The sequence below is a fragment of the Acinetobacter sp. YH12249 genome, from assembly GCF_013417475.1.
GTDB lineage: Bacteria > Pseudomonadota > Gammaproteobacteria > Pseudomonadales > Moraxellaceae > Acinetobacter.
This window is the reverse complement of sequence record NZ_VPDX01000044.1, coordinates 1-12,831: the sequence shown is the minus strand read 5'-3', so window position 1 is coordinate 12,831 and position 12,831 is coordinate 1. Positions and strand designations below refer to the sequence as shown.

General features: G+C 43.6%; 14 protein-coding genes. 5 read left to right on the top strand and 9 right to left on the bottom strand.

Translation table 11 applies throughout. The features are described 5' to 3' along the window. Positions 1-140: 140 nt before the first annotated feature. Genes FTV25_RS15170 through FTV25_RS15160 form a run of 3 tightly spaced genes read right to left on the bottom strand, consistent with a single transcriptional unit; the run spans position 141 to position 2,961 of the window. Entirely contained in the window at positions 141-1,220 is a 1,080-nt protein-coding gene (locus tag FTV25_RS15170; RefSeq protein WP_104425720.1) for a DUF6670 family protein, read from the bottom strand. 24 nt (positions 1,221-1,244) lie between these two features. Then, positions 1,245-2,066, bottom strand: coding sequence for a CDP-diacylglycerol--serine O-phosphatidyltransferase (gene pssA / locus FTV25_RS15165; protein ID WP_005233819.1), 822 nt, complete (start codon positions 2,064-2,066; stop codon positions 1,245-1,247). 37 nt (positions 2,067-2,103) lie between these two features. Then, positions 2,104-2,961 carry a 23S rRNA (adenine(2030)-N(6))-methyltransferase RlmJ gene (locus tag FTV25_RS15160; RefSeq protein ID WP_004786802.1) on the bottom strand — a complete coding sequence of 286 codons (858 nt, stop codon included), beginning with the start codon at positions 2,959-2,961 and terminating at the stop codon, positions 2,104-2,106. Between the two features lie 113 nt (positions 2,962-3,074). Here FTV25_RS15160 and FTV25_RS15155 point away from each other — a divergent pair, with 113 nt between their 5' ends. Both FTV25_RS15155 and FTV25_RS15150 read left to right on the top strand, forming a co-directional pair. Beyond that, positions 3,075-3,677: a 2OG-Fe(II) oxygenase gene (locus FTV25_RS15155; protein WP_159122608.1), complete on the top strand. Its 603-nt coding sequence runs from the start codon at positions 3,075-3,077 to the stop codon at positions 3,675-3,677. A 71-nt stretch (positions 3,678-3,748) separates the two neighbouring features. Further along, on the top strand, positions 3,749-4,276 hold the full coding sequence (locus FTV25_RS15150) for a hypothetical protein (RefSeq protein ID WP_180004462.1): 528 nt from the start codon (positions 3,749-3,751) through the stop codon (positions 4,274-4,276). Between the two features lie 71 nt (positions 4,277-4,347). Here the strand turns inward: FTV25_RS15150 and FTV25_RS15145 are convergent, their stop codons facing one another. The 6 genes from FTV25_RS15145 to FTV25_RS15120 all read right to left on the bottom strand — a co-directional run bounded on the left by FTV25_RS15145 (position 4,348) and on the right by FTV25_RS15120 (position 9,254). After that, positions 4,348-4,605 carry a DUF2789 family protein gene (locus FTV25_RS15145; protein WP_104425715.1) on the bottom strand — a complete coding sequence of 86 codons (258 nt, stop codon included), beginning with the start codon at positions 4,603-4,605 and terminating at the stop codon, positions 4,348-4,350. Between the two features lie 116 nt (positions 4,606-4,721). Next, positions 4,722-4,985 (bottom strand): DUF2789 family protein, encoded by a 264-nt coding sequence (locus tag FTV25_RS15140; protein ID WP_005233812.1) that lies wholly within the window; start codon positions 4,983-4,985, stop codon positions 4,722-4,724. A 46-nt stretch (positions 4,986-5,031) separates the two neighbouring features. After that, positions 5,032-5,310, bottom strand: a complete 279-nt coding sequence (locus FTV25_RS15135; RefSeq protein ID WP_104425714.1) for a DUF2789 family protein — start codon at positions 5,308-5,310, stop codon at positions 5,032-5,034. A 177-nt stretch (positions 5,311-5,487) separates the two neighbouring features. Beyond that, positions 5,488-6,474, bottom strand: a complete 987-nt coding sequence (locus tag FTV25_RS15130; RefSeq protein ID WP_004786815.1) for a malate dehydrogenase — start codon at positions 6,472-6,474, stop codon at positions 5,488-5,490. A gap of 172 nt (positions 6,475-6,646) precedes the next feature. Then, positions 6,647-7,285 carry a ribonuclease I gene (locus FTV25_RS15125; protein WP_179992790.1) on the bottom strand — a complete coding sequence of 213 codons (639 nt, stop codon included), beginning with the start codon at positions 7,283-7,285 and terminating at the stop codon, positions 6,647-6,649. 34 nt (positions 7,286-7,319) lie between these two features. Continuing rightward, on the bottom strand, positions 7,320-9,254 hold the full coding sequence (locus tag FTV25_RS15120; protein ID WP_373683640.1) for a transglycosylase SLT domain-containing protein: 1,935 nt from the start codon (positions 9,252-9,254) through the stop codon (positions 7,320-7,322). A gap of 334 nt (positions 9,255-9,588) precedes the next feature. Here FTV25_RS15120 and miaB point away from each other — a divergent pair, with 334 nt between their 5' ends. Genes miaB through ybeY form a run of 3 tightly spaced genes read left to right on the top strand, consistent with a single transcriptional unit; the run spans position 9,589 to position 12,678 of the window. Then, positions 9,589-11,046, top strand: coding sequence for a tRNA (N6-isopentenyl adenosine(37)-C2)-methylthiotransferase MiaB (miaB, locus tag FTV25_RS15115; protein WP_179992786.1), 1,458 nt, complete (start codon positions 9,589-9,591; stop codon positions 11,044-11,046). Positions 11,047-11,084: 38 nt separating this feature from the next. Next, complete coding sequence (locus FTV25_RS15110; RefSeq protein ID WP_180004464.1) at positions 11,085-12,161, top strand: PhoH family protein; 1,077 nt, start codon at positions 11,085-11,087, stop codon at positions 12,159-12,161. 34 nt (positions 12,162-12,195) lie between these two features. Continuing rightward, on the top strand, positions 12,196-12,678 hold the full coding sequence (ybeY, locus tag FTV25_RS15105; protein WP_180004465.1) for an rRNA maturation RNase YbeY: 483 nt from the start codon (positions 12,196-12,198) through the stop codon (positions 12,676-12,678). The last annotated feature ends 153 nt before the right edge of the window (positions 12,679-12,831 follow it).

Below are 12,831 nucleotides of genomic sequence, written 5' to 3'. Positions count from 1 at the left end.
AAGTTACTGTTTTATCAGAAGTTTTAATCTTCATCACCGCCGATGGATGTGCATTATAGACCAATCCCAAACAAGCGCAACCCCTATTTTTAAGAAAATACTTCAGTTGATTATTATTTCTACAAAAATGCCGATTTTCCCTATTTTTTGAGCATTAAAGGTATAGGATTGGCCAATGTACTTAATAATTTCTCTTTTTTATTGTGTTCCTGAAAGCGCAAGGAGCGGCAATCTATATATTCACAGTAGCCCCCGTCCCCATGCTCAGTCTCGCCATTAATTCTAACTTCGTAATTAAAGCTTCCAACATAACCCGCAGCCAGACCAAATTTGAAATCTCCTCGGCTTTGTCCCTGCAGCCAGATCTGCATTCCTTTGCCATCTTCATAGCACCATTCAAACTCACGCGGCAGATACATCTTTTGCCCATTTGGAGTAGTCACACTCGGATAAACCCGATGCACCTTGAAATAGACTTTTTGATCGAACATTTGACTGGCCATATTTTTCAAGTCACGCAGGTAAATTCGTGACTGCACAATGCTGTTCAGACTATCTCGAATTTGTGCCAACAATAATTGCCGTCCTTCACTCAGGTTAATAATCTGATAAGTCAGAAAGGCTAAAGGCAAATAGGGAAAATTAAAGCTTCGTGCAAATTCAAAACTACCTAAACTCTCGATAAGGTATTTCTGATCTTTATAATGTAAGGTGCCCTGACAATAACAAAGCAAAGACCAATGATCAGCCAGTGCAAAGCGCATTTGGGTAAAGTGTGAAATCAGATTGGTCGTATGGATGCTGAGATCAAAGCCCAGTTCAGAATCAAAACGTTGTAAACGAAAATGTGGAAAGTCGCCGGTCAGTTTTTCACGATCTAGAAACTGAAACAGGCCATACTGAAACTTGCAATCCTTTTTGACTGAATAGCAATTTAATTGTCCTGCCATATGCGGACTGGTACTACAGATTACTGTGGCTGTATCCAGTGCATTGGTTTGAATAGCACTCGGGTTTGCCAACATCGGTGCATTAGGCTGACCAATAATACTCAGAAAATTAAGATAATGAAGGGGTGCAGGCAGATCCGGAAGTGTCAGGCCCTGATGAATAATTTTATATTTCTGGTTTGGCCCATGATAGGCAAGATTATGCTGGGAAACAGCAGGAGTCTGATTCAGCTGTTTCGAACGATCTAGAAAATCTTGAAGAAACTGCATCTCAAACTCCTTATTTTTATATTGTTATAAGGTACTCTGTCTTTTCGCCATGAATGTTGTAAGGAAACCAGACAAGGCATAGATGACAGAGATCACGAGAATCCCTACCGGAATATTATAAGTCATCGCTGCAAAGATAAACACCGCGATCGGCAACACGAAAAACGGCACCCGTCTACGCTCTACGGTTTTAAATGAATAGTATTTGATATTAGAAATCATCAATAAGCCAACGATTACGATAATCGCAGCATTAATGATTTGTACAGTAAAATCACGAATATCAAACACAGCCGGGAAGTCCAATCCTACCCAGACCAGTGAAATAATAATGACGGCTGCTAATGGACTTGCAACGCCAATAAAATAGCGTTTATCCACCACTCCAATCTGAACGTTAAAGCGGGCTAGACGGAAAGCTGCACAAGCCGTATAGACAAAACAAGCCGCCAGACCGATACGGCCTAAATCACTTAATCCCCAGCTATACATCAAAATAGCCGGTGCCACCCCAAATGCCAGCATATCGGATAGTGAGTCGAACTGTTCACCGAATGGACTTTGTGCCCCAATCGCACGTGCCACACGACCATCGAGACCATCAAATAAAGCTGCCAAGAAAATGGCATAAATAGCTTGCTGAAATTCGCCATTCATACTGGCAATAATCGAGTAAAAGCCTGATAACAACGCAGCGGTTGTAATCAGGTTAGGCCACAGATAGATACCTCGACGCTTAACTCTTTGCCCTTCCTGGGTATGCTCTACCTCTTCCACCTCGAAGGTGATGCCATCAAATGGCAAATCTTTCGAAGATTCGTGTTCCGGCTTATTTGTACTTGTCATTCTTGTCGATCCTAACTATGACCCGATCTTTAAAATATTATTCGCCTACTAACCAACGAACTGCAGCATGACCGCCATTTTCCTGCATACGTAAATGCGGAAATAACCATTGCAGCGCTTCGTCTGCATCTTCAGAGAACTTCCAAGGTGGGTTAATCACCAGTAAACCACAACCATTTAAACCCACTGGTGTATCATCTGGCCATACACAGATTTCACATACCAACTGACGGCGAATCCCGGTCTTGAACATTTTCTTCTCGAAACGTTCAATCATGGCACGGTCTTTAATTGGGTACCAAACTGCAAATACGCCTGTCGGCCATTTTTTATAAGCAGCAACCAGTAATTCAACCAGCTGTGGGAAGTCTTTACGCTCCAGCTCATACGGCGGATCGATCATCACCAGACCACGTTTTTCTTTCGGTGGAATGACTGCGAGCAAGCCTTCATACGCATCACGCTCATGCAAACCGGCGCGTTTGTCAAAAATGTTATGACGTAACTGCTGGAACACATCACGCTGCATTTCAAAAATGGTGGCCTTGTCAATTTCACGCATGCCTTCCAGTGCAAACCAAGGTGAACCCGGATATGCACCTTTACCAAAGTTTTCACGCATTTTCTCAACAATTTTTAAATATTGTTGTACACCTTCTGGCGCATTACGCTTGACCGAATCATCCAGCTTGATCAGACGATGAATACCGTTCAGGAATTCCCCTGACTTTTGCGCTTCAGAGGTGGATAAATCATATTTACCTGCACCACCATGTGTATCTACATAGCGATATGGTTTATCTTTTGCATTGAGTCGAGTCAATAATTGAAGCAACAATACATGCTTCATGACATCGGCAAAGTTGCCAGCATGGTAATGGTGACGGTAATTCATGTTTCATTAATTCCTAATATCAACCGCTATTTTAACATGAAAAATAGTTTCGTTCAGACCCGATTCTTACATAGAATAGCGCGACCCCAATTTACCCTTCTAGGTGAGTTTCTATGGAAGCAGTTCAACTCCCGGCAACCTGGCCAGTTGATCAGATTATTGATGATCTAGATCAGCATGGTTTTAGCATGATTGACAATGCTTATGCCCCATCCTATGTTGAACAGCTGATTGCTGAATGTACCAGCAATCTGGAACGCTTTCGTGATGCAGCCATTCAGAATGGCGTAGTTAGCAATATCCGCAGTGATCACATTCTCTGGCTCAATGAAGATCTGGAAATTTCTAACCAGCATGTGCAAACCTTACAAGCTTTAGGTCATGAGCTGAACCGCGCTTTCTTCCTCGGCATTAAAGATGTGGAAGCCCATTTTGCCTGCTATAACGCGGGCGAGTTTTATGCCCTGCATCGCGATAATCCCCAAGGTAAAAATGGCCGGATGATTTCTGCGGTTTATTATCTGCATGACGATTGGCAAGATAACTGGGGCGGCGAACTACATCTGCAGGATAAAAATGATCAATGGCATATTATCCAGCCTAAACCAAACCGTATTGCCTTCTTCCAAAGTGATTTAATGCATGAAGTTTTAAAAGCCAAACATCAACGTTTATCAATCACCGCCTGGTTAAGAAGTGATACCTGTTTGCTCTAATCCTTTTTCCACGCTTTAAATTTCAATTTTCAGCCTCATATAGCAATCATTGAGATATAAGGACTGCGTTCATGCGACCAACCCCCAAAGAGATCATTGCACGCATTGGTGAAACAGATCAGCTGTTTTTAAATGGCAATACGCCTGAGCTGGCGCTTGAACGGGCGGATCTTCGTCTGCAATTGGTGACTATTAGCCAGTTACGTCAAGAGCAGGTGCATTTCCTGCAAGAAGCGATTGTTCTGCTGGAGCAGAGCCGGATTGAATTTGAAGAAATGCCACTGGATTTGTATATCAATCTGTCTTTACACCTGGCCAAAGCCTATATGATCTACTTTGAGCTGACCAAAGAAGATCATTATGCGCTTATTACCCAGCAGATTCTAAAACCAATGACCAATTATGAGCATGCGGACATTTATTTCTTTCTGGCTTATGCATCTGCCAGTAAGAAAGAACCTGCCATGACTCGTCACTGGTTAAATAAATACAGCAAAACGGCCCAGTTTGACCATGAACTGGTAGGCCAGCATCCGGCATTTGATGAATATCGTCAACTGGAATGGTTTATTCAGATTCTGCGTAGCCGTATGCATTAGAACAACGAAATCTGTTCTTATAAAAATGCCTCACATTGATGAGGCATTTTTTATGAATTAATTTAATTGACTCAAGCCAGACGGCGTCGATCTGCATCCAAATGCAATTGCTGATTCAGTTCATCAATCCAGATTGCCCAGTCATCATCCTGTACCAGATGACTAATCAACAGCGAACGCTGCGCTTTATTCCAGAACGGTGCTTCATGCAGTGACATATGGGCAGGTAGCTGATGAGTACGTATATAAAGCTCAATTGCCGCCGGGCTGTTAGCCAGGCCGAGTTGAGAAAATAACAGTTCTAAGGATGGTTGGTTCTTCCCGAGCATATGCCCTCCTTATATCAGATATATTGTAGTTATTTATATGACTAACTTATAAGATAAGACAAAAAAAACCTAGTCAAAGGACTAGGTTTTGTTGTGTCTTTTTGTATAAAGAAACTTTAATTGCTTTCAGGGCCTTCTTTATCACTTTCGACATGTAAAAGCTGGTTCAGTTTATCAATGATTACGATCCATTCATCATCCTGATGCCAGTGTTCGCGAAGAAAAGCGCTTTGCCCCTCATTCCAGAAATCTGCATCCGGCAAAATCACGTCTGATGGTAGCTGATGATTTTTGGTAAATTCATCAATTGATGCTTCATCAGCAGGCAAGCCTAATTGCTCAAATAATAATTCTAAAGTCACTTGCTGTTCTAATACCATTCGCTCACTCCATCATAAAAATAATCAGTTCATTGATTTGAAAATATTATTGATGCTTAAAAGAAGGTAGATCACAAGAACCACTTCCTTCCGCCTCAATATGCAATTGCTCATTGAGTACATCTACAAAAATTGCCCAGTCATCATCTTCTTTCCAGTGACCAATCAGAAAATCATGTTGGTTTTTGGTCCAGAAAGGAGCTTTATGTAAGGGGACGTCCATCCCAATCTGATGGGTTTTGATAAATTCATCGATTGCTTCCGGGCTTGAATCCAAGCCGAGTTGCTCAAAAAAAAGTTCCATGGTAGGTCGCTGCTCTAACATCTCAGTACCTCCTCTTTTGTTGATGATTCTTCTTATTAAACTAGATGAGCCACTCGCAAAGTTCAGTTGTCCCTCCTTCACAAGATGTTATTTTTTGTTCTTTAAATTTTTTAGAAATAGCAATAAAAAAGCACCCCCAATGGAGTGCTTTTTTAACTTAATCTTAAAAAGATTAAATTATTTGATCATGTCAGCAACTGCAGCGCGCTCTTCTTCAAGCTCGTTCAGTGTAACGTTGATACGTTCACGGCTGAATTCGTCGATTTCAAGACCTTGAACGATTTTGTATTCACCATTTTCAGTAGTTACAGGGAAACCGAACATTACGCCTTCAGGGATACCATAAGAACCGTCAGAAGGAATACCCATAGTTACCCATTTGCCGTTTGTGCCAAGAGCCCAATCGCGCATATGGTCGATTGCAGCGTTTGCAGCAGAAGCAGCAGAAGACAAACCACGTGCTTCGATGATCGCAGCACCCCGTTTACCAACAGTTGGAAGGAATACGTCTTTGTTCCAAGCTGCATCGTTGATTTTGTCTTTCAAGCTTTCGCCGTTTACGTTCGCAAAACGGTAGTCAGCATACATTGTTGGAGAGTGGTTACCCCAAACAGTCATGTTTTCGATGTCAGAAACTGCAACACCCGCTTTTTGAGCAAGTTGAGTTAACGCACGGTTGTGGTCAAGACGCAACATTGCTGTGAAGTTTTTCGCTGGAAGATCTGGAGCAGATTTCATTGCGATGTAAGCGTTAGTGTTTGCAGGGTTACCTACAACAAGAACTTTAACGTCACGGCTAGCAACTTCGTTCAGTGCTTGGCCTTGACCAATGAAGATTTCGCCGTTTACTTTAAGCAGGTCAGCACGTTCCATACCAGGACCACGTGGACGTGAACCAACTAATAGAGCATAGTCTGCGTCTTTGAAAGCTACTTTAGGATCATCAGTACCGATCATGCCCGCCAATAATGGGAAAGCACAGTCGTCTAGTTCCATCATTACGCCTTTAAGCGCTTGCTGAGCTTTCTCAACAGGAATTTCTAATAATTGAAGAATAACTGGTTGGTCTTTACCAAGCATTTCACCGCTTGCGATACGGAATAATAGGCTGTAACCAATTTGACCAGCAGCGCCAGTAACGGCAACGCGAACAGGTTGCTTCATGTAATTATCTCCAATTGAGAGGATCGTCATAATGATTAAATAGCTGTTCTATCTAATCTTAATAATCATAAACGGCAAAGATTGTACTCCAATCCTCTTCGAGATGCATGTAAAAGAGAATGGATTTCAACAAAAGTATGATAGGAAATATAAATTAATTTGACTAAAAAGCTTAGTATGTCCCTTTTATTGTGACAGTTTTTGGGCATGTATTAATAATGTTTGCAGGACAGCCTTTATAGCCGCCATTGGCGTTATAGCAGACTTGGATGGAGGTCAGCAGGCTGGATGCGCGGGTCTGATGGCAGTTAAAGCGCAATGCTGTTGAAGGCAGTTGCGGATTGATTTTCAGAAATTTGGAACGCAGCATATCAATGGAAACGGTATGACTTTCCTGCTCGGTGAGTTCTTCAGGAACTTTCAGACGATCAGCATGATTGATCACGGTACGAAAATACTGCGTGGCATTCATCGGAATACAACCACCAATATTATGCCAGAGCAATGCGCGGGTATTTTCATCCGGCATGATACGGGCCACCACTTTAGCCTGCAAAGGCGGTAACTTCGCAGAACTGGTAGTAGTGCAATGTGTTGATGTGGTTTGAGGATAGAGACCAGAAATATTTAGGGAATAACCTTCAAGACATTTTCTTTTTTTACTGTAGGCCGGATCCAGACTGCAAAGTGCCGGTACCATCTGGATGTCCATGACATAACCCGTTGGCAATGCAAAGGCAGCTGGACTTGCTGCTAAAAATAAAAGTGCAGCCCATCCAGCAGAAATTTGAGCACCCCTTATTCCCTTGATCAACAAACTATCCTTCCCTTAGATTTTTTGAATGCTATGGTGTATTACGTAACGGAATGGCTTGCATACGCTTACCGACCGATTGTGCGCCCTGTCCCAATAAAATACCGTAATATGTCGCGTTCGTCATGACATGTTTCACATAATCTCGCGTTTCCAGTAAAGGAATGGTTTCGGTATATTGATCCGCAGCAATACTTTGGAATTCGGGTTGCCAACGGCGGGCACGGTTCGGGCCGGCATTATAACCTGCTGTAGCCAGTACTGGACTATTGCTCAATTGACGCTGAATTGTTGATAAATAGTAAGTTCCGTAACGGATATTGGTGTTCATATCAGTTAAGGCTGCCGGGTTATAGGCTTCACCCATTTGACGAGCGACCAGTTTGGCGGTGTCCGGCATGATCTGCATCAAACCGCCTGCACCCACATGAGAGCGTGCGCCGGTATTAAACCGGCTTTCCTGACGCATCAAACCATAAGCCCAGGCAGCATCAATGCCGGCATTACGGCTATGGCTCACGACATAATTCTGATGTGGCATCGGATAACGATAGTTGTAATTATGCTTGTCCGCAGTACGATCTGCTGCATAAATGGCACGGTCATACCAGCCCATATCCATCGCACGTTTGGCTGCTGCCAACAGTAAATCGTCATCTTTTCTTAAATAAGCCTGACGAACTGCCCAGTTCCATTCACGGTTAATATAATTTTCTGGCGCATTAATATTACGCAAGGCAAAAGCACGGCGGAAATGAATATCCTGATTCAGACGTTGCATGGCCTGACTGGATGGCTGTGCCGAGTTCGGTGTAGAAGCCGTTAACTGGCCTAATCTATCCCGTGCTAGCAGGTTATGATAATCCTCGCCGACTGCCAGTTTTTTATAGATACTTTCTGCTGCCTGTTTTGAAGCGCGATCTGTGCGCTGTTCACTGGCACGTGCCAGCCAGTATTGCCAGCGGTCTTCCTGTTTCTGGTTCACGCTCATGGCATCAATGGCACGAATCAGACTTTCCCAGGCACTAAAACGAATCGCCTGACGGGCATAAATTTCGGCTTCTTCCGGACTAAATGGCAAACCATAACTGGCATCCAGATAGTTCAGCACTTCACGGTTGAAGTTATTTTTCATTACCGTAGTGCCGCCGATATAACCCACAGTTCTGAATAGTGTTTTTTGTACTTGTACCGGTGTGCCTTCAGCAGTACGTTTTACAATGGACATTGCTGAATCAAGATCGCTATCTGCCAGACGCCCCAACGCATAAATCAGATAGGCATGATCAGCAGCAGTACTTTTAGGTGCAGACCATAAGTAATTGGTTGGATTGGCCTGAATCGTATTGAGCTGAGCCAGAGACAGGTTAAGCCCTAAACCTTGTGCAGTGGCAATCGCTTGTCCAGACTGTCCGGCACGCAATTGCACCCACAAACGCTGCTGGCGGTCTTCATTGGTCATTAGAGGACTGGATAACATCATGCGTCCCAAGCCCGTACAAGCCTCAGGTTGAGAGTTTGTGGTCAGCCAGACATCCTTAAATTCAGCATAGACCAGCTGATCGCCACTTTTAGCACGGACTTGTGCAACTGCACAGGCTTCAGCCGGATCGGCATTGGTAACATATTGCAGTACAGGTTGTGCAGTGGCAAAGTCAGCCATTTTGACTTTTTCTTCGACATAATCGGCTGCGAGTTTTTCTGCCATAGCCGATTGAGGATAACGTTGGGCAAAACTAATAATTTGACTGGCAGGTTGGGAGCCGAGATTCTGGTTCAGAATCCAGTATTCAGGATAATAGCCCAAGGCATCATTTTGCATGGCAGACTGATATTGTTGTAATTGTCCGATATTTCCAGCATTTGCCGCTCGTAAGGCATCATTAAATTGTTCTTCTGCTGCCTGCGCACTCATTGAATAGAGACACGCCACACTCAAGCTTAGTAATTTATAATATTTCTTCATATTTTTAGTGTGTTTAAACATCAATTTGCCTTCTATCATCGATTTTTCGCCCAGCCCCTGTTGCCTATCATAAGAGTTAGCCGGAAAATTATAACCCACTGTATTGTTCACTTATGTAACCTTATGATTAGACAATATTAATTTTCAGACACTTTTTGTCCATAAATCAATATTTTCCCAGCCGCATTTTAGGCTATAAGTTTAAGCGACTTTCCTGCTAAAATATGCGCCTTTTAAAGATTTCAGAACGTGAATTGAATTTTTATTTACCCGTTTGTTTATGCAAGCAGGTTATTCGTTCACTCTTTCGACGTATTACCTTGTAGGAGCCTACATGACGGTTCAAACCTTCATTCCGAATGGTGCCCCAGCTGCCTCAGAAAACACTGTTACCCAGCCAGCGCACACCCCAGCCATCGATGGTTCAGTTAAAAAACTGTATATCGAAACGCAAGGGTGTCAGATGAATGAGTATGACAGTCACCGTATGGCAGATCTGCTGGGCGATTCCCACGGCTATGTGCTGACCACCGATCCTAAAGAAGCGGATATTCTGCTGATGAATACCTGCTCGATCCGTGAAAAGGCACAAGAAAAAGTATTCTCAGAATTGGGCCGCTGGCGCAAGCTGAAAGAAAAAAATCCTGACCTGATTATTGGTGTCGGCGGATGTGTGGCCTCTCAGGAAGGTGACAATATCCAGAAACGTGCCAATTATGTGGACATGATTTTTGGTCCGCAAACCTTGCACCGTTTACCGCAAATGCTGGACCAGCATTTTGAGCAGGTCGAAAAACCGAAAAAAGAAAAAATTAAACTGGTCGATATTTCGTTCCCGGACATCGAAAAATTTGACTTCCTGCCTGAACCGCGTGTTGAAGGTTATAAGGCCTTTGTTTCGATCATGGAAGGCTGCTCAAAATACTGTTCATTCTGTGTAGTTCCATATACACGTGGCGAAGAAGTATCTCGCCCGCTGGATGACGTTCTGGCTGAAATTGCTGGCTTAGCAGAAAAAGGTGTGCGTGAAATTTCCCTGCTCGGTCAGAACGTGAATGGTTATCGCGGTGAGACCTTTGACGGAAAAATCTGTACTTTTGCCGATCTGTTACGTTTGGTTGCAGAAATTCCAGGTATTGGCCGTATTCGTTATACCACTTCGCATCCACTGGAATTCAATGATGATTTGATCCAGTGCTACCGTGACCTGCCACAGATGGTGTCACATCTGCATTTACCGGTACAAAGCGGTTCCAATGATGTCTTACAGGCGATGAAACGTAACCACACCATTGATGTGTATATCGAGAAAATCGAAAAGTTACGTAAAGTTCGCCCAGACATGCATTTATCTTCAGACTTTATTATCGGCTTCCCGGGCGAAACCGATGAGAACTTCGAAGAAACCTATCAGTTTATTCAGGATCTGGATTTCGATCACTCTTATAGTTTTGTTTATTCAAAACGTCCGGGCACCCCTGCTGCAGAGCTGGAAGATACAACACCTGAACAGGTGAAAAAAGAGCGTCTGGCCAAAGTTCAGGAGTGGATTAAACAGTCCAGTATTCGTAAAACAGATGCTATGCTCGGTACAGTCCAGCGCGTACTGGTTGAGAAAGTTTCTGATAAAGATCCGAATGTTCTGGTGGGTACAGCAGACAATACCCGTTATGTCACCTTTATTGGTGATGCATCGTGGGTAGGACGCTTTGCAGAGATCGAAATCACCGAAATTAAAACTTTAAATTTAGTTTACGGTGAGCTCTTGAATCTTGAGCCTGACGTGGCGTAATGTAGAGCATATAACGTACACTTCTAAAAGGAACACTCTTGACTGCAACGATTCGACGTACAGTAGCTTTTCCTGGAATTTCGATGGACCGTTTACAAGCCGTCTTAGGTGCCTATAACGGTCATTTGAAACAAATTGAACAACGTTTAGACGTCAAAATTTCCCACCGAGGTGAAAGTTTCTTTATCGATGGTGGAATCGATGCCGTTGAGAGAGCCGAAATGCTCTTGCAACGTCTTCATGAAGAATCTGAACACAGCCAGCAGATCAGTGCAGATACTTTGCATATGATGATTCAAGGTAGCCAGACCGATCGTGAACTCCAGGAGAACCTGGAAGAACAGGAACATACCGGTCTGGACAATGTCTGGCTGCAGACGCGCAAAGGCCGGATCAATCCTCGCGGTGCCAACCAGAAACGTTATGTACAGCGTATTCTGCAAAGTGATATTTCTTTTGGTATTGGCCCTGCGGGTACCGGTAAAACCTATCTCGCCGTTGCAGCCGCTATAGATATGCTGGAGCGTAATGAAATCCAGCGTATCTTACTGGTTCGTCCTGCAGTTGAAGCGGGTGAAAAACTTGGATTCCTGCCGGGGGATTTAACCCAGAAGATCGATCCGTATTTGCGTCCCCTTTATGATGCCTTGTATGAGATGCTTGGTTTCGAAAAAGTGGCCAAGCTGATCGAACGTCAGATTATTGAAGTTGCACCGCTTGCCTATATGCGTGGTCGTACCCTGAATCATTCTTTTGTGATTCTGGACGAAGCCCAGAACACTACACCTGAACAGATGAAGATGTTCCTGACCCGTTTAGGTTTCGGTTCACGTGCAGTGATTACTGGTGACGTGACTCAGGTGGATTTACCACGAGGTCAGCAGTCTGGTCTGGCACATGCCTTACGTGTGATTGATAAAATCCCTGAAATTCATATTACCCGTTTCCATTCTCGTGACGTCGTGCGTCACCAGCTGGTTCAGAAAATTGTTGAAGCCTACGAAGGCTGGGACAGTGAACAGCAGCGTTTAAGCGCTGAGGCTCGTGCCGAGCGTAAAGCCCGTCAGGAAGCCTTGATCGCTGAGAATGATGCTGCGGCTGATGCACAGCATTAATGCTGCATTGTTATTTAATTTTTAAGGATTCACGTTGAAACTTAGTCTCTCCCTGCAACAGGACTTTCAGTCACCAGAACTGGTACTGAAACGTGCCTATATTAAAAAAGTTGTAGAAACCACTTTGCGCCATATCGGTACCCAAAGTGATTGTGAAATTGGCATTGCTTGTGTCGATAATGATGAAAGTCATAAACTTAATCTGGAATATCGCGGCAAGGGTAAACCGACCAATGTCCTATCTTTTCCAAGCGAACTTCCAGATGAAATGGCACAGGTGCTGGATGCTTTCCCGATCGGTGATCTGGTGATTTGTATTCCAGTCGTATTGCGTGAAGCCGCTGAACAGGACAAAGCTCCACTGCTCCATTTCACCCATATGCTGGTACATGGCACTTTGCATCTGATGGGTTATGACCATGAAACTTCGGAGGAAGATGCTGAAGAAATGGAAGGCATTGAGATCGAGATTCTGGACAAACTGGGTATTGCTAATCCGTATCTGGAAAGAGATTAAAATTCAACAATTAAAAAGCGGGCCAAGGCCACTGCTGTCCCATAGTTTGCTTTAAATAAAAAAACCTGAGTCCTAACAGTTAAAATATGAGTGCAAACAAACACTTTAACGACCAGGATTCAGGTTTTGTCACATCAGAATACCGTATTTCAT